The sequence below is a fragment of the Pseudomonas sp. TE6283 genome (assembly GCF_054060555.1).
Map to the genome: position 1 here is coordinate 87,525 of NZ_JBSSDH010000013.1, position 24,243 is coordinate 111,767.

At 65.8% G+C, this 24,243-nt stretch carries 20 protein-coding genes; 11 read left to right on the top strand and 9 right to left on the bottom strand.

Going from position 1 to position 24,243, the window contains the following annotated elements; genetic code table 11:
* Positions 1-46: 46 nt before the first annotated feature.
* Together ACVWZ5_RS17740 and rarD are read left to right on the top strand one after the other, a co-directional pair.
* Entirely contained in the window at positions 47-1,021 is a 975-nt protein-coding gene (locus ACVWZ5_RS17740; protein ID WP_062575433.1) for a serine/threonine protein kinase, read from the top strand.
* Positions 1,022-1,085: 64 nt separating this feature from the next.
* The gene (gene rarD / locus ACVWZ5_RS17745; RefSeq protein WP_028689074.1) at positions 1,086-1,973 is read left to right on the top strand and encodes an EamA family transporter RarD; all 888 of its coding nucleotides are present in this window, start codon (positions 1,086-1,088) and stop codon (positions 1,971-1,973) included.
* A gap of 248 nt (positions 1,974-2,221) precedes the next feature.
* Here rarD and ACVWZ5_RS17750 read toward each other — a convergent pair whose 3' ends face one another.
* Positions 2,222-2,740 carry a glycine cleavage system protein R gene (locus tag ACVWZ5_RS17750; protein ID WP_050703473.1) on the bottom strand — a complete coding sequence of 173 codons (519 nt, stop codon included), beginning with the start codon at positions 2,738-2,740 and terminating at the stop codon, positions 2,222-2,224.
* A 460-nt stretch (positions 2,741-3,200) separates the two neighbouring features.
* On the opposite strand from ACVWZ5_RS17750, the gene ACVWZ5_RS17755 reads away from it, so the two are divergent.
* Complete coding sequence (locus ACVWZ5_RS17755; RefSeq protein WP_457340764.1) at positions 3,201-5,378, top strand: malate synthase G; 2,178 nt, start codon at positions 3,201-3,203, stop codon at positions 5,376-5,378.
* 84 nt (positions 5,379-5,462) lie between these two features.
* On the opposite strand, the gene ACVWZ5_RS17760 is transcribed toward ACVWZ5_RS17755, so the two are convergent.
* Complete coding sequence (locus tag ACVWZ5_RS17760) at positions 5,463-5,912, bottom strand: response regulator (RefSeq protein WP_062575435.1); 450 nt, start codon at positions 5,910-5,912, stop codon at positions 5,463-5,465.
* A gap of 225 nt (positions 5,913-6,137) precedes the next feature.
* Between ACVWZ5_RS17760 and ACVWZ5_RS17765 the strand changes: the two genes are divergently transcribed.
* The 8 genes from ACVWZ5_RS17765 to ACVWZ5_RS17800 all read left to right on the top strand — a co-directional run bounded on the left by ACVWZ5_RS17765 (position 6,138) and on the right by ACVWZ5_RS17800 (position 17,196).
* Complete coding sequence (locus ACVWZ5_RS17765) at positions 6,138-8,075, top strand: DUF294 nucleotidyltransferase-like domain-containing protein (RefSeq protein ID WP_457340765.1); 1,938 nt, start codon at positions 6,138-6,140, stop codon at positions 8,073-8,075.
* Positions 8,072-8,782, top strand: a complete 711-nt coding sequence (locus ACVWZ5_RS17770; RefSeq protein ID WP_062575437.1) for a 3'-5' exonuclease — start codon at positions 8,072-8,074, stop codon at positions 8,780-8,782. The genes ACVWZ5_RS17765 and ACVWZ5_RS17770 overlap by 4 nt, the downstream gene beginning before the upstream one ends.
* 166 nt (positions 8,783-8,948) lie before the next feature.
* The gene (locus ACVWZ5_RS17775; protein ID WP_062575438.1) at positions 8,949-9,467 is read left to right on the top strand and encodes an RNA polymerase sigma factor; all 519 of its coding nucleotides are present in this window, start codon (positions 8,949-8,951) and stop codon (positions 9,465-9,467) included.
* The gene (locus ACVWZ5_RS17780) at positions 9,464-10,408 is read left to right on the top strand and encodes a FecR domain-containing protein (protein WP_096049192.1); all 945 of its coding nucleotides are present in this window, start codon (positions 9,464-9,466) and stop codon (positions 10,406-10,408) included. The genes ACVWZ5_RS17775 and ACVWZ5_RS17780 overlap by 4 nt, the downstream gene beginning before the upstream one ends.
* Positions 10,409-10,557: 149 nt before the next feature.
* Positions 10,558-12,990 (top strand): TonB-dependent siderophore receptor, encoded by a 2,433-nt coding sequence (locus tag ACVWZ5_RS17785; RefSeq protein WP_457340766.1) that lies wholly within the window; start codon positions 10,558-10,560, stop codon positions 12,988-12,990.
* A gap of 74 nt (positions 12,991-13,064) precedes the next feature.
* Positions 13,065-14,177, top strand: a complete 1,113-nt coding sequence (locus ACVWZ5_RS17790) for a PepSY-associated TM helix domain-containing protein (RefSeq protein WP_062575441.1) — start codon at positions 13,065-13,067, stop codon at positions 14,175-14,177.
* Positions 14,174-14,359, top strand: a complete 186-nt coding sequence (locus tag ACVWZ5_RS17795) for a hypothetical protein (protein ID WP_457340767.1) — start codon at positions 14,174-14,176, stop codon at positions 14,357-14,359. Before ACVWZ5_RS17790 ends, ACVWZ5_RS17795 begins: the two co-directional genes overlap by 4 nt.
* 62 nt (positions 14,360-14,421) lie before the next feature.
* Entirely contained in the window at positions 14,422-17,196 is a 2,775-nt protein-coding gene (locus ACVWZ5_RS17800) for a dermonecrotic toxin domain-containing protein (protein WP_457340768.1), read from the top strand.
* A gap of 42 nt (positions 17,197-17,238) precedes the next feature.
* Here ACVWZ5_RS17800 and ACVWZ5_RS17805 read toward each other — a convergent pair whose 3' ends face one another.
* Genes ACVWZ5_RS17805 through waaF form a run of 7 tightly spaced genes read right to left on the bottom strand, consistent with a single transcriptional unit; the run spans position 17,239 to position 24,199 of the window.
* Positions 17,239-18,681 (bottom strand): lipopolysaccharide kinase InaA family protein, encoded by a 1,443-nt coding sequence (locus ACVWZ5_RS17805; protein WP_457340769.1) that lies wholly within the window; start codon positions 18,679-18,681, stop codon positions 17,239-17,241.
* Positions 18,681-19,433 (bottom strand): lipopolysaccharide kinase InaA family protein, encoded by a 753-nt coding sequence (locus ACVWZ5_RS17810; protein ID WP_062575445.1) that lies wholly within the window; start codon positions 19,431-19,433, stop codon positions 18,681-18,683. Before ACVWZ5_RS17810 ends, ACVWZ5_RS17805 begins: the two co-directional genes overlap by 1 nt.
* Entirely contained in the window at positions 19,430-20,164 is a 735-nt protein-coding gene (locus ACVWZ5_RS17815; protein ID WP_062575446.1) for a lipopolysaccharide kinase InaA family protein, read from the bottom strand. The genes ACVWZ5_RS17810 and ACVWZ5_RS17815 overlap by 4 nt, the downstream gene beginning before the upstream one ends.
* The gene (rfaP, locus tag ACVWZ5_RS17820) at positions 20,164-20,970 is read right to left on the bottom strand and encodes a lipopolysaccharide core heptose(I) kinase RfaP (protein WP_062575447.1); all 807 of its coding nucleotides are present in this window, start codon (positions 20,968-20,970) and stop codon (positions 20,164-20,166) included. The genes ACVWZ5_RS17815 and rfaP overlap by 1 nt, the downstream gene beginning before the upstream one ends.
* Complete coding sequence (locus ACVWZ5_RS17825; RefSeq protein ID WP_186599587.1) at positions 20,967-22,091, bottom strand: glycosyltransferase family 4 protein; 1,125 nt, start codon at positions 22,089-22,091, stop codon at positions 20,967-20,969. The genes rfaP and ACVWZ5_RS17825 overlap by 4 nt, the downstream gene beginning before the upstream one ends.
* Positions 22,091-23,149: a lipopolysaccharide heptosyltransferase I gene (gene waaC, locus ACVWZ5_RS17830; protein WP_028689090.1), complete on the bottom strand. Its 1,059-nt coding sequence runs from the start codon at positions 23,147-23,149 to the stop codon at positions 22,091-22,093. Before waaC ends, ACVWZ5_RS17825 begins: the two co-directional genes overlap by 1 nt.
* On the bottom strand, positions 23,150-24,199 hold the full coding sequence (gene waaF / locus ACVWZ5_RS17835; protein WP_028689091.1) for a lipopolysaccharide heptosyltransferase II: 1,050 nt from the start codon (positions 24,197-24,199) through the stop codon (positions 23,150-23,152).
* Positions 24,200-24,243 lie beyond the last annotated feature (44 nt).

Consider the following 24,243-nt stretch of genomic DNA (forward strand, 5'->3'; position numbering starts at 1 on the left):
GTTTGGGTTAACATGCAGGCCGCAGTCCCCGCGACCGGAGCCTTTCATGTCCCATCCCTTCGACACCCTCACCCCCGACCTCGTACTGGACGCCGTGGAAAGCCTCGGCTTTCTCAGTGACGCACGGGTGCTGGCGCTCAACAGCTACGAGAACCGCGTCTACCAGGTGGGCATCGAGGACGCGCAGCCGCTGATCGCCAAGTTCTATCGCCCTGGGCGCTGGAGCGACGCGGCGATCCTCGAGGAACACACCTTCACCCGCGAGCTGGCCGAGTGCGAAGTGCCGGTGGTGGCGCCGCTGCTCCACGAAGGGCGCTCCCTGTTCGAACACCAGGGATTCCGCTTTACCCTATTCCCACGCCGTGGCGGCCATGCCCCGGAGCCGGGCAACCTCGACCAGCTCTATCGCCTAGGGCAACTGCTCGGGCGCCTGCACGCGGTAGGCGCGAGCAAACCCTTCGAGCACCGCGAAGCGCTGGCTGTGGACAACTTTGGCCACGCCTCGCTCAAGACCCTGCTCGACGGCGGATTCGTGCCCCGCGAGCTGCTGCCGGCCTACGAATCGGTGGCCCGCGACCTGCTCAAGCGGGTCGAGGACATCTACGCCCGCACCTCGTACCAGACAATCCGCCTGCACGGCGACCTGCATCCCGGCAACCTGATGCATCGCGACGACGTCTACCACGTGGTCGATCTCGACGACTGCCGCATGGGCCCGGCTGTCCAGGACCTGTGGATGATGCTCGCCGGCAGCCGTGAAGAGCGGCTCGGCCAGTTGGCCGAACTGATTGACGGCTACAACGAATTCCACGACTTCGACCCGCGTGAGCTGGCCCTGATCGAACCGCTGCGCGCCCTGCGCCAGCTGCACTACAGCGCCTGGCTGGCGCGACGCTGGGACGATCCGGCGTTCCCGCCGAGCTTCCCCTGGTTCGGCCAGCCGCGCTACTGGGGCGACCAGATCCTCGCCCTGCGCGAACAGATCGCCGCGCTCGATGAACAACCGTTGAAATTGTTCTAGGTCAACGCCGCGCTCTGTCTACAATAGGCGTCGCTTTATTTAGCTACCTAAGCAAGGATTCTGCATGCACGCCGCCAACCCGCGCCGCGGGTACCTCCTGGGCCTCGGCGCCTACATCATCTGGGGCCTGTTCCCCCTGTACTTCAAAGCCATCCAGAGCGTTCCGGCGGTGGAAATCATCGTCCACCGCGTGCTCTGGTCGGCCCTGTTCGGCTCGCTCCTGCTGCTGGTGTGGAAGCACCCCGGCTGGTGGCGCGAACTGCGCGACAACCCGCGGCGCCTGGCGATCCTCGCCCTCAGCGGCACGCTGATCGCCGGCAACTGGCTGACCTACGTGTGGGCGGTGAACAACGGGCGCATGCTCGAGGCCAGCCTGGGCTACTACATCAACCCGCTGATCAACGTGCTGCTGGGCATGCTGCTGCTCGGCGAGCGCCTGCGCCGCCTGCAATGGCTGGCGGTTGCCTTGGCAGCCTTGGGCGTCGCCCAACAGGTGTGGCAGGTCGGTAGCCTGCCCTGGGTGTCGCTGGCCCTGGCGCTGTCGTTCGGCTTCTATGGCTTGATCCGCAAGCAGGCACCGGTGGCGGCGCTGCCAGGGTTGGTGGTCGAAACCTGGATGCTGGTGCCCATTGCCATCGGCTGGTTGCTGCTGCACCCGACGGCCAGCAGCGCCAGCCCTGAGTTCTTCGGCAGCAGCGAAGCGCTGTGGCTGATCGCCGCCGGCCCGGTGACACTGGTGCCGCTGGTGTGTTTCAACGCCGCCGCACGCCACCTGCCCTACACAACACTGGGCTTCCTGCAGTACCTGGCACCGACCCTGGTGCTGCTGCAGGCGGTGCTGCTGTTCGACGAACACCTGTCGTCGAGCACATTGATGGCGTTCGCCTTTATCTGGGCGGGGCTGGCTGTCTACAGCGTCGATGCCTGGCTGAGTTTGCGCAAGCGCGCCTGATCAAAAAATGATCATATTGCTGCAGACCACGGATAACGTGGCCTGCAGCAAGCGCTCCAAAGGTTATCCACACCCTCGTCCCCGCCGTTTGTGCACAAGCCACTGAATAGTGGACGTTTTTTGCTCAAATCTCGCCAGGCCTTGCTGTAACTGGCCTCCAGCGTAGCGCCCCCAGCTTATCCACAGGGGCTTCCCCGCAAAATCGGGATAACCACCTCAGGGCCGCTTCGCGCCCCGGCGATCTCGAATCACTCCTCCGGCCGCAACCGCAACTCCACCATCAGGTCATCCGCCAGGCTCTCCAGCCGCGCCTGCAGATCGTCCAGCGACAAGGTCAACGGCAACGCCAGCAATGCATCGGCATGAAACAGCGGCTCGCTGCTCATCGGCGCCGGCCGGACCTCGGTACTCAGGCGCTCGACGTTCACCCCTTGCTCGGCCAGCAAACGGGTGATATCACGGACGATACCCGGTCGGTCGTTGCCCACCAGCTCCATGGCGATCGGTTTCCAGGTGCAGGACGGCTCGATCCCGCTTTCGGCAATGAGTACACGGATGCCGTGGTCACCCAGTTTCTGCAGCGACTCGACCAGTTCGGCGTAGTTCTCCGCCGGCACCGCCACCCGCAGGATCCCGGCGAACTGCCCGGCCATGCGCGACATGCGGCTTTCCAGCCAGTTGCCATTGTGATCGGCGATGCACTGGGCGATACGCTCGACCTGCCCGGCCTTGTCCGGGGCGATCACGGTGAGTACGAGATGGTCCACGGGCCACTCCTTCATTCGTCTGCGAAGGCCGCCCCAGGCGACCGGAATACGGGGATCGAATCAGTATAGGCAAGGCGCGGCAACCTGCCGCAGGACAGTCACGGCAATCAATCGTGTACTGTTTCAAGATTTATCTGGAACAATCCACCTGTTTTTTGCGAACATGTCGTCTCCCAGCGTGACCCCATGCGACCAACTGGTCGCAGAGCGACGCTTTTAGTCTGATGTTCACCTGCCTGCTGCTTCATGTAGTATGCGTCGACGCGGACTACAAAACGTCGTTTCGATGTCTGCCAAGGCGCCTGTGAAAATACGCCAACCGCCCGCCGGCCCGTCTGGCGAGCCGCACCCAGCCGCCCCCGGAGCACGTGGGCACGCACTGGTGCCGTGTTTAGAGAAGCGCTACAGGCTTAATACAGAAGAGCGAAAGCGAAATAGCTGAGCAGAGGTGAGGCAAGCAATGACTGGATACGTTCAAGTCGGTGGCCTTCAGGTCGCCAAGGTCCTGTTCGACTTCGTCAACAACGAAGCCATTCCGGGGACCGGCATCAACGCCGAGCAGTTCTGGGCCGGTGCCGAGAAGATCATCAACGACCTCGCTCCCAAGAACAAAGCCCTGCTCGCCAAGCGCGACGAGCTGCAAGCGAAGATCGACGCCTGGCACCAGGCCCGCAAGGGCCAGGCCCACGATGCCGTGGCGTACAAGGCGTTCCTCGGGGAAATCGGCTACCTGCTGCCACAGGCCGAGGACTTCCAGGCCACCACCCAGAACGTCGATGAAGAAATCGCCGTCATGGCCGGCCCGCAACTGGTGGTGCCGGTGATGAACGCCCGCTTCGCCCTGAACGCCGCCAATGCTCGCTGGGGTTCGCTGTACGACGCCCTCTACGGCACCGACGTCATCAGCGATGAGGGCGGCGCCGAGAAAGGCCAGGGTTACAACAAGCTGCGCGGCGACAAGGTCATCGCCTTCGCCCGTGCCTTCCTCGACGAAGCCGCGCCACTGGCCGCCGGCTCCCACGTCGACGCCACCGGCTACCGCATCGAAGGCGGCAAGCTGGTCGTCGCCCTGAAAGGCGGCAGCAACAGCGGGCTGCGTGATGACGCCCAGCTGATCGGCTTCCATGGCGACGCCAAGGCACCGACCGCCGTACTGCTCAAGCACAACGGCCTGCACTTCGAAATCCAGGTCGACGCCAGCACCCCGGTCGGCAGCACCGATGCCGCCGGTGTCAAAGACATCCTGATGGAATCGGCGCTGACCACCATCATGGACTGCGAAGACTCGGTCGCCGCCGTCGACGCCGACGACAAGGTGATCGTCTACCGCAACTGGCTGGGCCTGATGAAAGGCGACCTGGCCGAAAACGTCAGCAAGGGTGGCAAGACCTTCACCCGCACCATGAACCCGGACCGCGAGTACGCCGCCCCCAATGGTGGCAGCGTCACCTTGCACGGTCGCTCGCTGCTGTTCGTGCGCAACGTCGGTCACCTGATGACCAACCCGGCGATCCTCGACGCCCAGGGCAACGAGATCCCCGAGGGCATCCAGGACGGCCTGTTCACCAACCTGATCGCCCTGCACAACCTCAACGGCAACACCAGCCGCAAGAACACCCGCACGGGTAGCGTGTACATCGTCAAGCCGAAGATGCACGGCCCGGAGGAAGTGGCCTTCGCCGCCGAGATCTTCAGCCGCGTCGAAGACCTGCTGGGCATGCCGCGCAACACCGTCAAGGTCGGCATCATGGACGAGGAGCGCCGCACCACGGTCAACCTCAAGTCCTGCATCAAGGCCGCCGCCGAGCGCGTGGTGTTCATCAACACCGGTTTCCTCGACCGCACCGGTGACGAGATCCACACCTCCATGGAAGCCGGCGCCGTGGTGCGCAAGGGCGCCATGAAGAACGAGAAATGGATCGGCGCCTACGAGAACAATAACGTCGACGTGGGCCTGGCCACCGGCCTGCAGGGCCGCGCGCAGATCGGCAAGGGCATGTGGGCCATGCCCGACCTGATGGCCGCCATGCTCGAGCAGAAGATCGCCCACCCGCTGGCCGGCGCCAACACCGCCTGGGTACCGTCGCCGACTGCCGCCACCCTGCACGCCCTGCACTACCACAAGGTCGATGTGCAGGCGCGCCAGCGCGAGCTGGCTTCGCGCACCCCGGCTTCGGTCGACGACATCCTGACCATCCCGCTGGCCGCCGACACCCACTGGTCGGCCGACGAGATCCGCAATGAGCTGGACAACAATGCCCAGGGCATTCTCGGCTACGTGGTGCGCTGGATCGACCAGGGCGTGGGTTGCTCGAAGGTGCCGGACATCAATGATGTCGGCCTGATGGAAGACCGCGCCACCCTGCGCATCTCGGCCCAGCTGCTGGCCAACTGGCTGCGCCACGGCGTGGTCACCCAGGAGCAGGTGCTGGAAAGCCTCAAGCGCATGGCCGCGGTGGTCGACAAGCAGAACGCCGGTGACGCCCTGTACCGCCCGATGGCACCGAACTTCGATGACAACATCGCGTTCCAGGCCGCCGTGGAGCTGGTGGTCGAAGGCGCCAAGCAGCCGAACGGCTACACCGAGCCGGTGCTGCACCGTCGCCGCCGCGAGTTCAAGGCGCGCAACGGGCTGTAAGCCGCCTGCAACACATCGCGGGGCCAGCCCGCTCCCACGCCACATGCACACTGGCGTGGGAGCGGGCTGGCCCCGCGATCGTTTTCAGCCCTGCCCTATTCGCAACTCCTTCCTCACCAACTCCAGCAACCTGTCCAGGTCCACCGGCTTGAGCAGGAAATCCACCACCCCCAGATGCATCACGTCCACCGCTTCCTTCACATCGGTGTCGCCAGAGACGACGATGATCGGAAGAGCAGCCCGTTCCGTCTTATGCACTTCCTCGATAAGTTTCTGGCCATCCAGAGGTTTCATGCGCAAGTCAGTAATCATCAGTGCGATACGCGACTGATAATGCAGTTTGAACAGCGCCTCCTCAGTTCCGTCTGCCTCCATGCAGTCAATCTGATGACTCTGCAGATACAGGCACAATGCTTGTCTGCTCACCGGGTTGTCGTCCACCACCAGCACCACGGGCCTTGGCGCGACGGGTGCACTCACCACGGCCAACGCCTCTCGCTCGGCGTCGCTCAGGATGTCGTCATGCTCTGCCATGGTCGTCTCGTCAAAAAAACCCCGTTATTCAAGTTCAGACCGCAAACCCCCTGCATGCAAACTGCCTTTCGTCGGCTATTTGACACCCGGAACAAGCAGCGAAACGTCCGTCGCGCCTTATAGACTTACGTCCAATGGGCACCGCAGAGCCGTCGTCCGACCATGGAGCCCTAGAACAACAGGGTCTGCGCTACATATGCAGACATACTTATCGCGGTCGGTTCCATGAGCAAAAAGGACGCCTACAGCCAGGCGGGCAGGACAGCAGTGCTGCAAAACATCCAGGGCACCCTGCAGTTCCTGCAGCGTTTCCCGCCGTTCAACCAGATGGAACACAACCACCTGGCGTACCTGGTGGAGCAGTGCCAGCTGCGTTTCCACGCGGCCGGCGAAAGCATCATCAAGCCTGCCGACGGCCCGGTCGAGCACTTCTACATCGTCAAGCAGGGCCGCGTGGTCGGCGAGCGCCACCATGTCACCAAGCCGGGCACCGAGACCACCTTCGAGATCACCAGCGGCGAATGCTTCCCGCTGGCGGCGTTGCTCGGCGAGCGGGCCACCCGCACCGAGCACCTGGCCGGCGAGGACACCTTCTGCCTGCAACTGGACAAGGCCGCGTTCATCCGCGTGTTCTCCATGTCCGAGGTGTTCCGCGACTTCGCCCTGCGCGGGGTCAGCAGCCTGCTCGACCAGGTCAACCAGCAGGTGCGCCAACGCGCCGTGCAAACCCTGGGCACACAGTACTCGCTGAACACCCCGCTGGGCGAACTGGCGCTGCGCCACCCGGTGGTGTGCGCGCCGGACACACCGCTGCGCGAGGCCGTGGGGCTGATGCACGAGCAGCAGGTCGGCAGCATCGTCATCGTCGACGACCAGCGCCATCCCATCGGCATCTTCACCCTGCGCGACCTGCGCCAGGTGGTGGCAGACGCCAGCGCCGAGCTGACCGCGCCGATCGAACGCTACATGACCGCCCGGCCGTTCCACCTGAGCCCCCAGGCCAGCGCCTTCGATGCCGCCATGGCCATGACCGAGCGACACATCGCCCACGTCTGCCTGGTGGACAACCAGCGCCTGTGCGGGGTGATCTCCGAACGCGACCTGTTCTCCCTGCAGCGTGTCGACCTGGTGCACCTGGCGCGCACCATCCGCCATGCGCCACGCCTGGACAACCTGGTGTCGCTGCGCGGCGAGATCGGCCAGTTGGTCGAGCGCATGCTCGCCCACGGCGCCTCCTCGACCCAGATCACCCAGATCATCACCCTGCTCAACGACCACACCGTGTGCCGGGTGATCGAACTGGTCATCGCCGAGCGCGGCGACCCGGGCGTGCCGTTCAGCTGGCTGTGCTTCGGCAGCGAAGGCCGCCGCGAGCAGACGCTGCACACCGACCAGGACAACGGCATCCTCTTCGAGGCCCGCGACGCCGCCGAGGCCGAGGCCATCCGTGCCCGGCTGCTGCCGCTGGCCCAGCAGATCAACCACAACCTGGCGCAGTGCGGATTCACCCTGTGCAAGGGCAACGTCATGGCCAGCAACCCCGAGCTGTGCCTGTCGCGCAGCGAATGGGCACGACGCTTCGCCAGCTTCGTGCGCGAGGCCAGCCCCGAGAACCTGCTGGGTTCGAGCATCTACTTCGACCTGCGCGTGGTCTGGGGCGACGAGCAAGGCTGCGAACAGCTGCGCCAGGGCCTGCTGGAGCAGGTCGCCGACAACCGTATCTTCCAGCGCATGCTGGCCGACAACGCCCTGCGTCAACGGCCACCGGTCGGGCGCCTGCGCGAGTTCGTGCTGACCCGCCAGGGGGACGACAAGGCCGCCACCCTCGACCTCAAGGTGCAGGGCCTGACCCCGTTCGTCGATGGCGCCAGGCTGCTGGCCCTGGCCCATGGCATCAGCGCCTGCAACACCCTGGAGCGCCTGCGCCAGCTGATCGCCAAGGGCATCATCGACCCGCTTGACGGCGCCGCCTATGAAGAGGCCTACCACTTCATCCAGCAGACCCGCATGCAGCAGCACCAGCGCCAGACCCGCGAGAACCAGCCCTACTCCAACCGGCTCGACCCGGACAGCCTCAACCACCTGGACCGGCGCATCCTGCGCGAGTCGCTGCGCCAGGCCCAGCGCCTACAAAGCAGCCTGGCGCTGCGGTACCAGCTGTGAACCTGTTCCCCTGGTGGCGCCCCGCCGCCCCCGAACTAACCGCCCCGCTGCGTCGACGTCTGGCCCTGCTGCCAGGGCCGGTGCCACTGGGTGTGTGCTCGTTGCGTGAACAGCGCTGGGTGGTGCTGGACCTGGAAACCAGTGGCCTGAACCTCAATCGCGACCAGGTGCTGTCGATCGGCGCGGTGGCCATCGAGGACGGCGCCATCGCCCTGGGTCGCCCGTTCGAGCGCACCCTGCACCGGCCCGCGCAAAAGACCAACGCCAGCGTGCTGATCCACGGCCTGGGCCCCAGCGCCCTGGCCGCCGGCTGCGACCCGGCCGAGGCGCTGCTCGACCTGATGGACTTCATTGGCGACAGCCCGGTGCTGGCGTTCCACGCCCCGTTCGACCAGCGCATGCTGGCCCGGGCGCTGAAGGACAGCCTGGGCCTGCGCCTGCAGCATCCGTTCCTCGATGTGGCGGAGCTGGCGCCGATGCTCAACCCCGACACCGTGTTGCGTGAAGCCGGGCTGGACGACTGGATCGCCCGCTTCGGCCTTGAAGTCCAGGCCCGCCACCATGCCAGCGCCGATGCCCAGGTGACCGCGGAGCTGGCGCTGATCCTGTTCAGCCAGGCCCGGCGCCAGCAACTGGACAGCCCGTTGCAGCTAGAGCAGCGGGTGCGCCAGTGGCGGCGGCGCAAGGCGCACCATCACGGCCTCTGATCCATACACGCTCCTACAGGAATTGCACATCACCTGAAGAGAACCGGAAAACGTTTGCGATTGCTGCCGGCAATCCGATAAGCGTCAATTGCACCATCACCCCCGCCTCTGCCACAATCGCGAATAATTATCGTTAGTTAACGCATTCTTCCTCGGGGATCGCTTCTTGACGCCTGCGCACAGTCCACATGCCGAGCTGGTCGGAGCGCTGTATCGCGACCATCGCACCTGGCTGTTGGCCTGGTTGCAGCGCAGCACCACCTGCCGTCAGCGCGCCGAAGACCTGAGCCAGGACACCTTCGTGCGCCTGCTCGGTCGCGAGCGCCTGGACGCCCCCCGCGAACCCCGCGCCTTCCTGGTCGCCGTGGCCAAGGGCCTGTTGTTCGACCACTTCCGCCGCGCCGCCCTCGAGCAAGCCTACCTTGCGGAACTGGCCCTGGTGCCCGAGGCCGAACACCCGTCGCCCGAGCAACAGCACCTGATACTCGAGGACCTCAAGGCCATCGACCGCCTGCTGGGCAAGCTGTCGAGCAAGGCCCGCGCGGCCTTCCTGTACAGCCGCCTGGACGGCCTGGGCCACGCCGAAATCGCCGAGCGCCTCGGGGTGTCGGTGTCCCGCGTGCGCCAGTACCTCGCCCAAGGCCTGCGCCAGTGCTATGTCGCCCTCTACGGGGAGCCGACATGAATCACGCCCCGGTCTCCAGCCAGGTGCTGGAAGCGGCCATCGCCTGGAAGCTGTGCCTGGACGAAGGTAGCGGTACCCCGGACGAACGCAACGAATTCATGCGCTGGCACGCCGCCAACGAGGAGCACGCCCGCGCCTGGCTGCAACTGGGCATGCTCGACCGGCGCGTCAACGCCGCCGCCGGCCCGGTACGCCACACCCTGCTGCAATCAAGGGCCGGGTTGCGCCAGCGCCTTGGCGGCCTGGCCGGCATGCTGCTGCTCGGCGGGCTACTTGCCTGGGCCGCAGCGCCGACCCTGTCGCCGACCTACTGGCTGGCCGACCAGCGCACCGGCACCGGCGAGATGCGCACCCTGCGCCTGGAGGACGGCACCTTGCTGAGCTTGAACAGCCGCAGCGCGGTGGATATCGACTTCCGGGGCGAGCAGCGGCTGATCGTGCTGCACCGCGGCGAGATCTCGGTGGAGACCGGCCACAAGGACAGCCGTCCGCTGCTGGTGCGCACCGAGGATGGCCGCCTGCGCCCGTTGGGCACGCGCTTCCTGGTCAAGCGCGAGGAGGCCGGCACGCGCCTGGAGGTGCTGCAGGCCTCGGTGGCCGCCAAGCCGCAGAACAGTGGCGACGAGCAGGTGCTGCGCGAAGGCCAGCAGGTGCTGATGAGCGCCGACGGCCTGGGCCGGGTCGGCTCCGTGGCGGTCGGCAGCGATGCCTGGACCCGCGGCATGCTGGTGGTGGACAACATGCGCCTGGCCGATCTGGTGGCCGCGCTCAGCCAGTACCGCAGCGGCCACCTGGGTGTCAGCGACGAAGTCGCCGACCTGCGCGTGAGCGGCAGCTTCCCGCTGACCGACACCGACCTGGCCCTGGCCTCGCTGCAACCGGCGCTGCCGGTGAAGATCGAGCGGCGTACGCCGTGGTGGGTCACCGTTAGCGCCAAATAGCTTCAGCCACACTGCCCTTTGTGGAAGCCGGCTTGCCGGCTTCCAAAGGCTTCTGCAAATCAGTCGAAATTTTTTCAAAGCCCCCTGTCACTTTCCCAATCTCGCTCGGCAAGGAAGCAGTCAGCACTATTTCGTCGAGGAGCCGCTGCATGTCCCGTGCCGTTGATGCTTTGCTTCGCCCCAGCCTGATGGCCCTGGCCATCGGCCTGGCCGCCCCGTTGGTCAGCACCACCCTGTTCGCCGCCGAACAGGCCGCCCCGCGTGCCTACGACCTGCCCAGCGCGCCGCTGGCCAGCACCCTGAACCAGATCGCCAGCCAGGCCGGGATCGCCCTGGCGCTGGATCCGGCACTGGTCAGCGGGCGCAATTCGGCACCCGTCAGTGGCCAGTACGACGCTGTCGGTGCCCTGCAGGCCGCGCTGCGCGGTACCGGCCTGCAGCTGCAGCAGAGCAGCGCCGGCAGCTACAGCCTGGTGGCAGTGAACGAAGGCAGCCTGGCGCTGCCGGAGACCAACATCAACGCCAGCAGCAGCTACGAAAGCGCCTGGGGACCGGTCGAGGGCTACACCGCCAAACGCACAGCCGCCGGTACCAAGACCGACACTGCGCTGGTGGAAGTCCCACGCTCCATTTCCGTGGCCACCCGCCAGCAGATGAGCGACCGCGGCGTGCAAAGCCTGGATGACGCGGTGAAGTACATGCCGGGCATCGTCTCGGCCAGTTTCGGCAGCGACACCCGCTATGACTGGATGCGCGTGCGCGGCTTCGAGCCGACCCAGTTCCTCGACGGACTGCCTCTACCCCGCGGTATTTATGCCAACCCGAAAGCCGAAACCTGGAACCTCGACCGCCTCGCGCTATTGCGTGGGCCGGCCTCGTCGGTCTATGGGCAGACACCGCCCGGCGGCCTGCTGGATATGGTCAGCCGCCGGCCCCAGGCTGAAAGCAGTCACGAGATCCAGTTGCAGTACGGCAGCGACAACCACCGCCAGATCAACTTCGCCAGCACCGGCAAGCTCGATGAGCAGGGTCAGTTCCTCTATGGCGTCAGCGGCGTGGTACGCGATAGCGGTACGCAGATCGACCACATGGACAACAAACGCTACAACATCGCCCCGAGCCTGACCTGGAACATCGATGAAGATACCTCGCTGACCTTCCTCAGCCAGTTCACCCGCGACGACACCGGTGCCACCAGCCAGTTCTACCCGATTCAAGGCACCAAGATCGACATGCCATTCGGCAAGGTCTCCCGCCACAAGAATCTGGGTGACCCGGACTACGAATACTACGATCGCACCTATTACGCGCTGGGCTATGCCTTCGAGCATCGTTTCAACGATGTCTGGCAGTTCCGCCAGAACCTGCGTTACACCAAGAGCGAGTTGTCGTTCCAGACGATCACGGTCGGTAGCTACTACCAACCTGGCGGCCCTGTGGATAACCAGGGCAACGCCAGCCGCATGTCCACCAACGTCGATGAGGACATCAGCCAGTTCGCGCTCGACAACAACTTCCAGGCGGACTTCACCACAGGCGATATCAGCCATACCGTGCTGATCGGCCTGGACCACCAGCGCACCGGTTCCGACTTCCTCTCCATCTACGGCTTCAACGTGCCGCCCACCAACGTCAACAACCCTGTGTATGGCTTGCCGATCACCCGTCCGGACCGCTCCTCGGCCTACCTTGATTACAACCAGAAAACCGTCCAGACCGGGCTCTATATTCAGGACCAGATGGCGCTCGACAAATGGCGCCTGACCCTGGGCGGGCGTGAAGACTGGGTGCATACCGGCACCACGTTCCTCAACAAGGGCAATGCCACCAACACCCAGCGCGACAAGCAGTTCAGCGGTAACGCGGCGTTGAGCTACGTGTTCGATTCAGGCTTTGTTCCTTACCTGTCCTATGCAGAGTCGTTCCAGCCGAGCACCGGCTCGAACGCAGACGTCGAGAAGTCGTTCAAACCGACCGAAGGCCAACAATGGGAGCTGGGTATCAAGTATCAGCCACCTGGCTCCAACACCCTGTTGTCTGCGGCCGTATATGACCTCACCCAGAAGAACGTGACCGTCACCAACAACGTGGGTGGGGTGCCGGTCTCCAGCCAGACCGGTGAGGTCAAGGTCCACGGCCTGGAGCTGGAAGCCGTCTCCGACGTCACTGACAACCTGAAAGTGATCGCCGCCTACACCCTGGCCAAGTCCGAAGTCCAGAAAGGGCAGTACAAAGGCAACCGCCTGCAACAGATGCCCAACCAGCAGGCCTCCCTGTGGACCGACTACACCTGGCATACCGGTGTGCTTGACGGCTTCGGCATTGGCCTGGGCGCACGCTACACCGGCAACCGCTACGGTGACGAAGCCAACACCTGGCTTGGCAAGAGCAAGGCCTACACAGTGTTCGACGCCGCCGTGCACTACGACCTGGGCCGCCTGGACAACAGCCTCAAGGGCGCCTCGGTGGCGATCAACGCCAGCAACCTGCTGAACAAGGACTACCTGTCCACCTGCGACGGCTACTACTGCTACTACGGCGACCAACGCAGTGTCGTCGCCAGCGCCACCTACAAGTTCTGAGTGGCCATCACGGGTCAAGCCTGCTCCTGCGGATCGTGGGAGCGGCTTGACCTGCGATCGTGTAAGGAACCGTGATGAAAAGCCAAACAATCCGCCGCTGGTCAGCGATCCACACCTGGAGCAGCCTGGTCTGCACGCTGTTCCTGCTGCTGCTCGCCCTCACCGGCCTGCCGCTGATCTTCCACCATGAGCTGGAGCACTTGCTGGGCGACGCGCCGCAGCTGCGCGAGATGCCCGCAGGCACCCCGCACCTGGACCTGCAGCAGCTGGTGCTCAAGGCCGAACAGCACCGCCCCGGCGAGGTGATGCAGTACTTCGGCTACGAAGAGGACGAGCCCAACGGAGTGGTGGCGATCATGGCCGCCACCGCCGGCACCCACCCCGACGACTCGCACACCTTCATGCTCGACGCGCGCACCGGCGAGGCCGTGGCCATGCCGGCGGCCAACGGCGGCTTCATGATGCTGATGCTGCGCCTGCACGTGGACATGTTCGCCGGGTTGCCCGGCAAGCTGCTGTTGGCGTTCATGGGGGTGCTGTTCATTGTCGCCATCGTCTCCGGCACCGTGCTCTACGCGCCGTTCATGCGCCGCCTGGACTTCGCCACGGTCCGCCACGACAAGTCGCGGCGCCTGCGCTGGCTGGACCTGCACAACCTGATCGGCGTGGTCACCCTGACCTGGGCCCTGGTGGTCGGCGTCACCGGGGTGATCAGCGCCCTGTCCGACCTGGTGATCGCCGCCTGGCGCAACGACAGCCTGGCGGCGATGGTCGCGCCCTACCGCGACGCACCGCCGCTCACCGAACTCGCGCCGGCCACGCAGTTGCTGAAGATCGCCGAACAGGCCGCGCCCGGCATGCGTCCTGACTTCATCGCCTTCCCCGGCACGCGCTTCTCCAGCGAGCACCACTATGCGGTGTTCATGAATGGCGCCACGAACCTGACCTCGCACCTGTTCACGCCGATCCTGATCGACGCGCGCACCCTGGAGGTGACCGCCGTGGGCGAACGCCCCTGGTACATGGACGCCATGGGCTTGTCGCAGCCCCTGCACTTCGGCGACTACGGCGGCCGACCGATGCAGATCCTCTGGGCCGTACTCGATGTGCTGACCATCATCGTGCTGGGCAGCGGCCTGTACCTGTGGTGGGGCAGGCAACGCAAGCCGCGGGAGGCACGCGCATGAGCCACCGCTCGCGATCGACTCGGCGAATCTTCGCCTGGCCTGCGCTGGTCGCCCTGCTCAGCGGCGCCGGGCTGTTCGTCGCGTTGCTCGGCGATGGCATCTGGGACAGCCTCGCCTGGATAGGCCTGGGCCTTTCAGCGGTGCTGAGCCTGAGCGGTTTCTGGCCGCGCCGCCCACGATAACCAGTTACCGCCGGCCATGGCTTGCACGCCATCATGGTTGGGCTCCCTTCAAGGAGCTCGCCATGACCCCACTGCAACGCCTCGAAGCCCTGGATGACCGTATCACCGTCCTGCAGCAGCCAGGACCGCGCCTGCAACCCGGCCTCGCGCCCTTGCCGCAGCGCCAGCACTACTTTGGCGACCTTGCCGGTTTCTGGAACGACCCCCTCCCGGACGGCCAGCCCAGACGCCAACGCCTCGGCATGCTGCGACGCGAACAGCTACTCGCGGAGCTGGAACTGCGCCTGGCCGACCAGACCCTCGACAATGACGCGATCTTCCTCCTGCGCACCTGCCTCGAACTGCCCCAGCCATGGCAACGGCGGCACTTGCCTGTAGCCCTGCGCGCTCAGGTCTACCGCCCGGAATTCAGCACCCTTCGCCCAAACCGCCGGCTCTACCTGCGCGGCGCGCTGGTGATCGTGGCCAACAGTCCACCGGGTATCGCGGCAGACCCGCAGCAACGCCAGGGCTCAGCGCTATTGTGCAGTCTCTCCCATGGAATCGAGGCGTTTGCCAGCCTGGCCGATCTGCATGTCGAGCTGTGCGAACGCCTCGACGATCCCCAGCAAAGCCAGCCGCTGCTGAACCTGATGCCCAGAGAGCACGATCGGCGGCTGATCCTGCAGGCAGATCGCCTGCGCTACACCTGGTTCACCGAGGACATCGCACAACAGCAGGCCGACGATCTGATCGATGTCCAGCAGCAACGCCTCAACGCCGCATGGCGACAGGACACGCAAACGAATCAGGAGGCACTCAGCAGCGCACTGGAGCAAGCCGCCGACCTGACCAACCTGATCGGCAGCCGACACCCGCTGGCCACTCGCTACAGCCTGCTACTGGAAAAGCACTTGCCCGCCTGGCTGCGCAATGCCTCCCTGCAGGGCCTGAGCCATATCATGCAGACCCTGCAGGAGCTGGCCGGCGCCATCGAGCAAGCCGCCGCGCCCGGACTACTTACCCTGGAACAGTTCCGCCAGCGCCATACCCTGCTCGAATGGACACGCCAGCGCCTGCGCGCAAGCCTGCTGCGCGACCCTGGCATCGACCTCGCCCCCCAAGCGATCTTCGTCAGCGTGACCCTGGCCCGACGCCGTGGGCCGCTGGTCAACCCGCTGATCCCCTCCGGCTACCTGGCGGTGAGCAGCCGCCCGCAGGTGGGGGACACCGTCGAAATGGTGCCGCTGACCTATCGCCTCGACGAACTGGCGCTGCTCAATATCGCCTGGTTCGACATCGACTACTGGCTCACGGCCCGCGTCCATCGCGCCGACGACAGCGTCATCGAAGGGCTGAGCGCACACCGGGTGAAGCAGCTCGTGCGCAGCCTGGATGCCGGCACAGGCTACTCCCGCTTCCTGCGCACCCACCTGCTCGACTCCGCCGAAGGGCGCTGGCGCATGGAAGCCCATGGACGGATCACCCGGGCGCGCATGCAGGCCGAACTGGCCAAGGCACGCTATGCCGGCCACTTTCTCGACGACCCGCTGGAGCAAGGCTACCGCTGGGCCAGGGCGGTGATTCGCTATCCCGACAGCGGCTGGCGACCGACTATCGAGGAGCACCGGATCGTGGTCTGTCAATTGAGCATCGACGGGCATACCGTACAAGGCGTGCTGTTGCTCAACGCCGAGGTGAGCAGCGTGCACTCGCTGGTGCTCTACACTCCGGACGCGCCCGACCGGCGCGCCTGGCGAGAACTGCGCAACGCCCGTGAACTGCTGCGTACCCTGCGCCGCCACCACGGGCTGCGCCAGTACGTGGTGCAACGGCTGCCCCAGGCCGATCCCGCGCGCATCGACAAACTGCTACTCAAGGGACGCCTGGGACCTTATGTCCAGCGGACGATCATCCCCGGCGATCTGTTCCAAGCCTGCTACCGGGCCGAGGTACGCAGCTTGATGATCGAGACCGATGCCAGCAGTCGCACCAACCGCGAGACCCTGGGCGAATTCAGCCTCAACGCGCTGCGCCTGGGCCTCGACCTGGTCAGCCTGGTGTTGCCAGCCCCGGCCATGTCGGCACTGGCCTTCGGTCGCATGGCCATTTCCATCTGGGACGGCCTGGAGGCCATGGACAAAGACGATCATGAAGCGATGCTGCACCATGCCTTTGCCGCCCTCAGCCATGCCACGGACGGGATCAACAGTTTTGCCGGCTCGGCGGTCATGCGCCGGGCCTTGCGCGGCCTGCCACCGCAGCCGCCAAGGCCGCTGCCCGACAGCCACGAGGCAGCCATCGACATCAGCAAACTGCGCTATCGCCTCGACGGTATCCATGGCGAGGCGGTCTACGAGCGGATCAGCCCCTTGCCGGGGCCGGACAACTACTTCATCCAGGACCGTCAGGGGCGGCTGTACAACGTTGATTTCGATGGTCAGCGCTGGCGCGCCACCGATCCCAGGCAACCGGACGCCTACTTGAAACTGCCACTCAAGCGCCTGAACAGCGGGGAATGGGTGGTGGACTCAGCCGTACTCTGGCACGACGGTTTGCCCGAATTGCGCCAGTTGCTGGACGATTGCGCCCTCCAACCGAGGCTCGCGGGTGATGCGGTGACCGGGGAGGCAGGGCTGTTCGACGCCAATGGGTCGTTGTATCTGCAACTGGGCAACCGGCAGCTGCCAGTGAGGCGGCACCTGCTCGATGGACACTACCACCTGTCGATCCCCGCCCAGCTATCAGGCGCAGTGCCAGCCTGGGCGGTGCTGCAAAAACGGCAGGACCGTTGGCGGATCCGTATCCGCCAGGTCGGGCGCAGCAGTGACTGGTTGGAATTGCCTTCAGGAGCGTGATTGCCCCACAAGCCCCTCGGCCTGCCGACCGTTTCGGGAAGACTACTCGGCCAACCGCGGCAACACCTGGTCCAGCCGCTGATGCAGCGCGCTGTCCCTCGGCCAGTTGCGCAACAGCCGCGCCCGGTCCCGGGCGAAGGCCGGGGCGAAGCTGAGCTGGGTGGCGTGCTGGCACATGGCGTCGAGGTCGATCAGCGACCATTGGCCGTCCTGCCAGAACAGGTTGTGGCCCTTGAAGTCGCCATGGCTGATGCGCTCGCGGATCAGCTGCTGCATCACCCGTATCAAGGCCTCGACCTGCTCGTCGGGTGCCTCGCCACTTTCCACGTAGGGTGCGAAGCACTCGATCAGGTCCGGCCCATCGGCGTACTCGGTCACCAGGTAGGCCGTGCTGCGCAGCCCCATCACACGTTGCTCCAGCACCGCCAGGGGGCGAGGCGTGGCGATGTCGAGAAACGTCAGGCGATGCCCCTCGATCCACGAATGCCAGGCCCGGCTCGGGCGCCAGAAGCGTTTGAACCAGTGGGCGGTGTTCTTGATGTTGTAGCGCTTGAGCACCAACGTGCGCCCGGTCACCTCGATACGCGCCACGCTGGCCGCGCCACCGGTCTTGTACAGATGGCCCTGGTCGATCAGCGCATCGGCCTGCTCCAGCACCGGGCGCATCGCTTCGAGCTCGTTGCGGCAAATCGCCCGCAGCCCGGAAAGGTTGCGCTCGACGCTGAACAGCGTGCATTCGCGGCCGGCCTTGTCCAGGTAGTCCTTCAGGCGCCAGGCGCGCACCTTGTCCACCTGCTTGTGTAGCGCTTCCAGCGGCAGCGCGTGCTCGGCATTGGCCAGCACGTAGTGCACCAGCGCTTCCTCGATGAACGGCTCCAGGCGCTTGGGCAACTGGGCGAAGAACACCCCGAGGTTCTCCAGCACGCGCTGGCGCGACAGTTGCTGGCCGGGGGTCTCGGCCTTGATGCCCGCGCCGTCGATCAGGTACAGCTGGCCATCCTGGCGCAGCAGGTTGTCCAGGTGCAGGTCTTCCTGCCACAGGCCCTTGGCGTGCATCTGCGCCACGGCGGTGAGGGCCTCGCCCAGCACCAGGTGCTGCTCGTCGGCCAGCATCGGCAGCTTCTCCACCCTGGCCCAGGCGTCGCCCAGGCTTTCGGCATGGTCGAGGTATTCGAACAACAGCCAGCCGCCCTCGCCTTCCTTGAGGCCATCGGCCAGCAGACGTGGAGTGGTCAGGCCTTGCTCGGCCATCAGCAGGGCGCCATCGCGCTCACGCTGGAAATGCCGGGCGGCATTGCCACCGACCAGCAACTTGGCCAGCACCTTGGTGCCACGCCAGATACCCGCGCCGACATAACGCTGGCCCGGCAGCACGCGCAACAGGCTGAGCAACTGCAGGTCGGCGCTGCCCGCGGCGTCGGCGAGGGTGACGGTCAGCGGCAGGCTCGGGCTGCGCCCGGCCGCTTTCAATTCGGACAGGCGCATCAGCGGGCCTCTTTGTGACGACGGCGTTGGGTCAGGCGTTGCAGCCAGGTGGATACCGGGGCGCTGTCCGCCGGCTGCTCCAGATAAGCCGCCAGCAGCACGCGCACATCGGCCTCGTCCCAGGCCCGGGCGCGGCGCAGCAGCGGCTCGAGGTCCTTGACCCGGTCACGCATGCCAAACAGCAATGGACGGGTCTTTTCCAGGTCGATCAGCTGGGCCTGCCAGCCCTCGCGGCGCTCACGCAGGAAGATGTGCTTGGGGTAGAAGCAGCCGTGCATCTGCCCGGCGGCGTGCAGGGTGCGGGCCAGCCGTCCACAGGCCTGGAGGATCGCCTGGCGCTGGGACGCGTCCATCTGCGCCCAGCGGCCGAGCAGTTGCTCAAGGTCGGTCCACTCGTCCAGCGCCCGGGTCATGAGAATCGCCCGGTGCTCGCCACCCTGCTTGCGCTCGCCATAGAAGACCGCCTGCAGCGCGGGAATCTCGAGCTTCTGGTAGCGGCTGATGTTGCGAAACTCCCGGGCGAAGGTCGGCTCGCCAAAGGGCCGCTGCAGGCTGCGGGTGAAGTAGTCGCTCTGGCGCTTGAGGTAGAAACCCTTGCCCTCGAGCTCCAGGCGGAACACGCTGCTCCAGCCGCCACGGCCGGTATTGGGTTCGTCCACGGCATCCAGCTGCAGGGCCCACAGCGCCTCGAAGTCGCTCAGCCCGTGCCGTTGCAGCAGTGCCTGGTCGGCACTGGCCAGGTAATCGGTCATTCCCTTCCCTCGAAAAAGCTCAGCACCTGGCGAATGCGCTTCTTGTCACGCGCGTTCAGACGCGCGTGCGCGCGGTATTGCAGGTAGAAGCGCAGGCGCTGGGTCGCCGACAGGTGGTACTTGGCCACCTTGTCCAGGCACGCCAAGTCCTTGATCAACCGGTGGCGCAGCATGAAGCCGCGCCAGAAATCGCCGGTCGGGCAGTCGATGAAGAATAGCGTGCCCTGGTCGTCGACCAGCAGGTTGCGCCATTTAAGGTCGTTATGGGCGAAGTGGTGATCGTGCATCACCCGAGTGTGACGTGCCAGCTGGCGGCTGACGTGATCGACCCAAGTGGTGTCGCGCAGGCGCGGATCATTGCGTTCGGCCAACGCCGAGAGGTCTTCGGTGCGCGGCAGCTCGCGGGTGATCATCGCCCCGCGGCCAAAGGCCAGGCCCTGGCGCTCGAGCCCCCAGGCAATCACATCGGCGGTGGGAATGCCCCACTTGGCGAACTGCTTGAGGTTCTGCCACTCGGCCTTGACCCTGGGTCGGCCCAGGTAGCGGCGCATGTGCTTGCCGGCGCCGGTGTAGCGTTTGACGTAGTAGTTGACCCCATCGCGCTCGATGCGGATGACCTCGCTCAACGGGTCGCGGGTCAAGCGCTCGCCCTGGATGGCGAACACCGCGTCGAGACTGCCGAAATCGGCCGCCAGGTGCGCATACTCGGGCGCCAGGTTCCAGCTCGCCATCAGAGTGCGTCCCCGTAACGTTGCTTGCGGTCGTAGAGTTTCTGCGCCTTGCGCTCCAGCCAGGCGAGCAACGCGGCTTCATCCTTGAGCACCTGGCGTAACGGGCGCTGGAAGTAGCCGCGCAGGAAGCGCAGCTTGTCGCGACGGGTCAGGCCGATGTCCAACGCCGAGAAGTACAGCGCGGCCAGGTCCTTGTCGCGCCAGCGACGGGTAATCTTCGCCCGGGTCTGGGCACGGTGCAGGTCGATCAGCGACAGTTTGAAGTCTTCCGGCGTCACCGGGCGGTCGGTGTGCAGCAGGAAGTGGCAGATGTAGCAGTCGCGGTGGTTGACCCCGGCGCGGTGCATGCCGCCGGTCATCTTCGCCACTTCGGCGATCAGCGCGCGTTTCAGGCGCGGCGCTGGCGGCTGCTTGACCCAGTCGATGCTGAAGTCTTCCAGACTGATGGTGGGCGCCAGCTCCTCGGTAACGATGAACGAGTGCTGGGTGGCTGGATTGTCGCCACGCTCGCCGTAGGCCACCGCGGTCATGGTCGGCACACCGGCTTCATGCAGGCGCTGGATGGCCCGCCACTCCTGGCCGGCGCCGAGTACTGGCAGCTTGGCGCTGAACAGGTTCTTGAAGATCTCGCCCCAGCCGATGCCGCGGTGGATCTTGACGAAGTAGCCCGCGCCATCGACTTCGGTGCGCAGGGTGCGGCGGCCTTCCAGCTCGCGGTACACCTCGCCTTGCAAGGCCTCGACGGCCTCGAACGGATCGCGCCCGGCCCACAGGCGCTTGAACGGTTCGGCCAGTATCAGCTTCATGCGGTCTCCTGACCGAGGATCACGTCGGCGGCATGCTGCGGCATGCTATACAGGTCGGCGGTCTCGGCGAAGGCCACACCGTTGTCCGACCAGACCGCGCGGGCCCCGGCGTCTTCGAGCATGCGTTGCAGGTAGCGGTTCAGCTGTTCCTGCTCGAACGGCTCATCCAGCACCAGGCCGCTGTCGGCCTCGGCGATGTAGTGGGCATAGCCACAGACCTTGGACACCAGCACCGGCAACCCGGCGACCAGCGCTTCGAGCAGCACGGTGCCGGTGTTCTCGTTATAGGCCGGGTGGATCAGCAGGTCGGCACCGAGCAGAAAACGCGGAATGTCGCTGCGGCCCTTGAGGAACTGCACCTGCTCGCCCAGGCCGAGCGCCGCGCTCTGCACCTGGAACAGCTTGGGGTCGTCCTGGCCGATGACCATCAGCCTGGTACGCTTGCGCAGGGCCGACGGCAACGCCGCCAAGGCCTTGAGGCTGCGGTCCACGCCCTTGGTCTTGAAGCCCGAGCCGATCTGCACCAGCAGCAGTTCATCTTCGGCCAGGCCGAACTCCTGGCGGAAATCGGCGCGAATGGCCCCGGCGTCGGCCGGGCGGCGGCGGTCCTGGGAGATACCCGGCGGCAGCAGGTGAAAACGCGCCTCGGGGGTGCCGTAGTGCTTGATGAACAGCGGCTGCTGCACCTCGGAAATCATCAGGATCTCGGTGCGCGCATCCTTGGCGAACACCGCCCGCTCGTATTCGGCGAAATGGCGGTAACGGCCCCAGCGGCGGTACAGGCCGCCGCGCAGGGTCTGGGCCTTGTCCTCGAAACAGCCGTCGGCGGCGTAGTAGACGTCCAGGCCGGGCATCTTGTTGAAGCCGATCAGGCGATCGACCGGACGCTTGGCCAGGTCGGCTTCCATCCAGGCGCTGAGCTTCTCGTTGCGGCGGTGGTTGAACAGCGCCTTGACCGGCGCCACCAGCACCTCGAAGCCCGGCGGAATGTCACCTTCCCAGATCAGCGTGTACACGCGGATCTGGTGACCCCGTTTCTGGCACTCGAGGGCGATGCGCATGAAGTCGCGTTGCAGCCCGCCAAAGGGGAAATACTTGTAGAGCACAAAAGCCAGTTGCATCAACGAACATCCTCAGCCAGCAGCAGCGCGCTCAAGCGGCCCGCCACATGCTCGGGATTCAGGCGAGTGAAGCACAGCGGCCACTCGCGTTTGAGATCGAACCGGCGCAGGTCCTCGGCGCTCGGTTTGTAGGTGCACTTCTTCTGCAGGCACGGGGCGCAGGGGAAGTCGCTCGCCTGGTGAATCTGGGCGCGTCCGTAGGCGCCAGTCAGACCAGGGTTGGTGGGGCCGAACAGCGAGATGGTCGGCACATCCAGCGCGGCGGCCAGGTGGCCGAGGCCGGTGTCCACCGCCACGCAGGCCTTGGCCGCCGCCAGCACACGGGCAACGCCGGCCAGGTTCAACTTGGGAAGCACCTGGCAGTTGTTCAAACCCTGGGCGATGCGCTCGGCACGGGCCTTCTCCGCCGGGTTGCCCCACGGCAGCATCACCTGCAGCTTGCGCCGGCCCATGCGCTCGGCCAGCTCGCGCCAGTAGGCCTCCGGCCAGTGCTTGGTGGCCCAGGTGGTGCCATGCAGGAACACCACGTAGGGCGCGGCCGGCGGCAGTTGCAGGCGGTTGAGGTCCAGGCCGTAGTCGCCCAGCCCTTCCGGCAGGTCGTAAGCCAGGGCCAGGGCGAACAGCTGGCGCACGCGCTCCACGGCGTGCTGGCCGACGGCGACCGACAGGCGCCGGTCGTAGAAGCGGCTGGCCCAGCCCTCGCGGGCCGAGTAACGGTCCAGGCCGGCCACCGGCGCTTTCACATAGCGCGTCAGCCAGGCCGACTTGACCAGGCCCTGGGCATCGATCACCAGGTCGTACTTGTGTTCGCGCAGGCGTTGCTTGAACGCCTTCCATTCGCCGCTCTTGAGCGTCTGCCAGAGATTCTTGCGCCAGCGGCGGATCGCCACCGGGATCACCCGGTCGACCGCCGGATGCCAGCTGGGGATCTCGGCGAAGCCTTCTTCCACCACCCAGTCGAAACGGATGCCAGGGATGGCGTGGGCGGCGTCGGTGAGGGCCGGCAGGGTGTGGATGACATCGCCCAGCGACGAGGTCTTGATGATCAGTACCCGCACTCAGTCGACCTCGGCCACGGTATCGATCAGGTTCGGCCCGCCCAGGCCCTGCAGCGCGGCGATGACCTTGGCCGGCTCCAGCAGGCGCAGGCAGTTGTAGTGGCCGAAGCGGCAGGTGCGTTCGAAGCAGGGGCTGCACTCGATGCCGGTGCGCACCACCTCCACCTGGTCGGCCAGCGGCGGAGTGAAGCCCGGCGAGGTCGAGCCGTACACCGCCACCAGCGGGCGGTTGAGGGCGGCGGCCACATGCATCAGGCCCGAATCGTTGGACACCACCGCATCGGCGCAGGACATCAGGTCGATGGCCTCGGCCAGGGAGGTTTCCCCCGCCAGGTTGCAGGATTCCTCGCGCAGCCCGGGGATCAACCGGTCGCGAATCTGCTCGCCCACCGGATGATCGTTCTTCGAGCCGAACAGCCACACCTGCCAGCCCTGGCGAATCATCGCGTCAGCCACTTCGGCGTAGTGCTCGGCCGGCCAGCGCTTGGCCTCGCCGAATTCGGCGCCGGGGCACAGCGCCAGCACCGGGCGGTCCAGCGCCAGGCCGAACTTGGCCAGGGCCGCTTCGCGGCTCGCGGCTTCGATCTGCAGGCTCGGACGCGGGTAAGGCTTGGGCAACTCGGCATCCGGCGCGTAGGCCAGGGCCATGAAGCGCTCGATCATCAGCGGGTAGCGAGCCTTGTCCAGCTTGCGCACGTCGTTGAGCAGCAGGTAGCGCATCTCGCCGCGCCAGCCGGTGCGCTTGGGGATACCGGCGAAATACGGCACCAGCGCCGACTTGAGCGAGTTGGGCAGCAGGATCGCCTGGTCGTACTGGCCGGCCAGCGACTTGCCGATGCGCCGGCGCGTGGCCAGCTCCAGCGCGCCGTGGCCGAGCGGGAAGCTCAAGGCCTGGCGCACCTCGGGCATGCGTTCGAGAATCGGTCGGCTCCATTCGGGGGCCAGGACATCGATCACGCAGTCGGGGTGCTGCTGTTTGAGGCACTGGAACAGGGTCTGCGCCATCACCATGTCGCCGACCCAGCTGGGGCCAATGATCAGTATTCTCATGCTTTATCCAGAAACATTCGGGGAGGCTGCAGGCTGCGCTACAA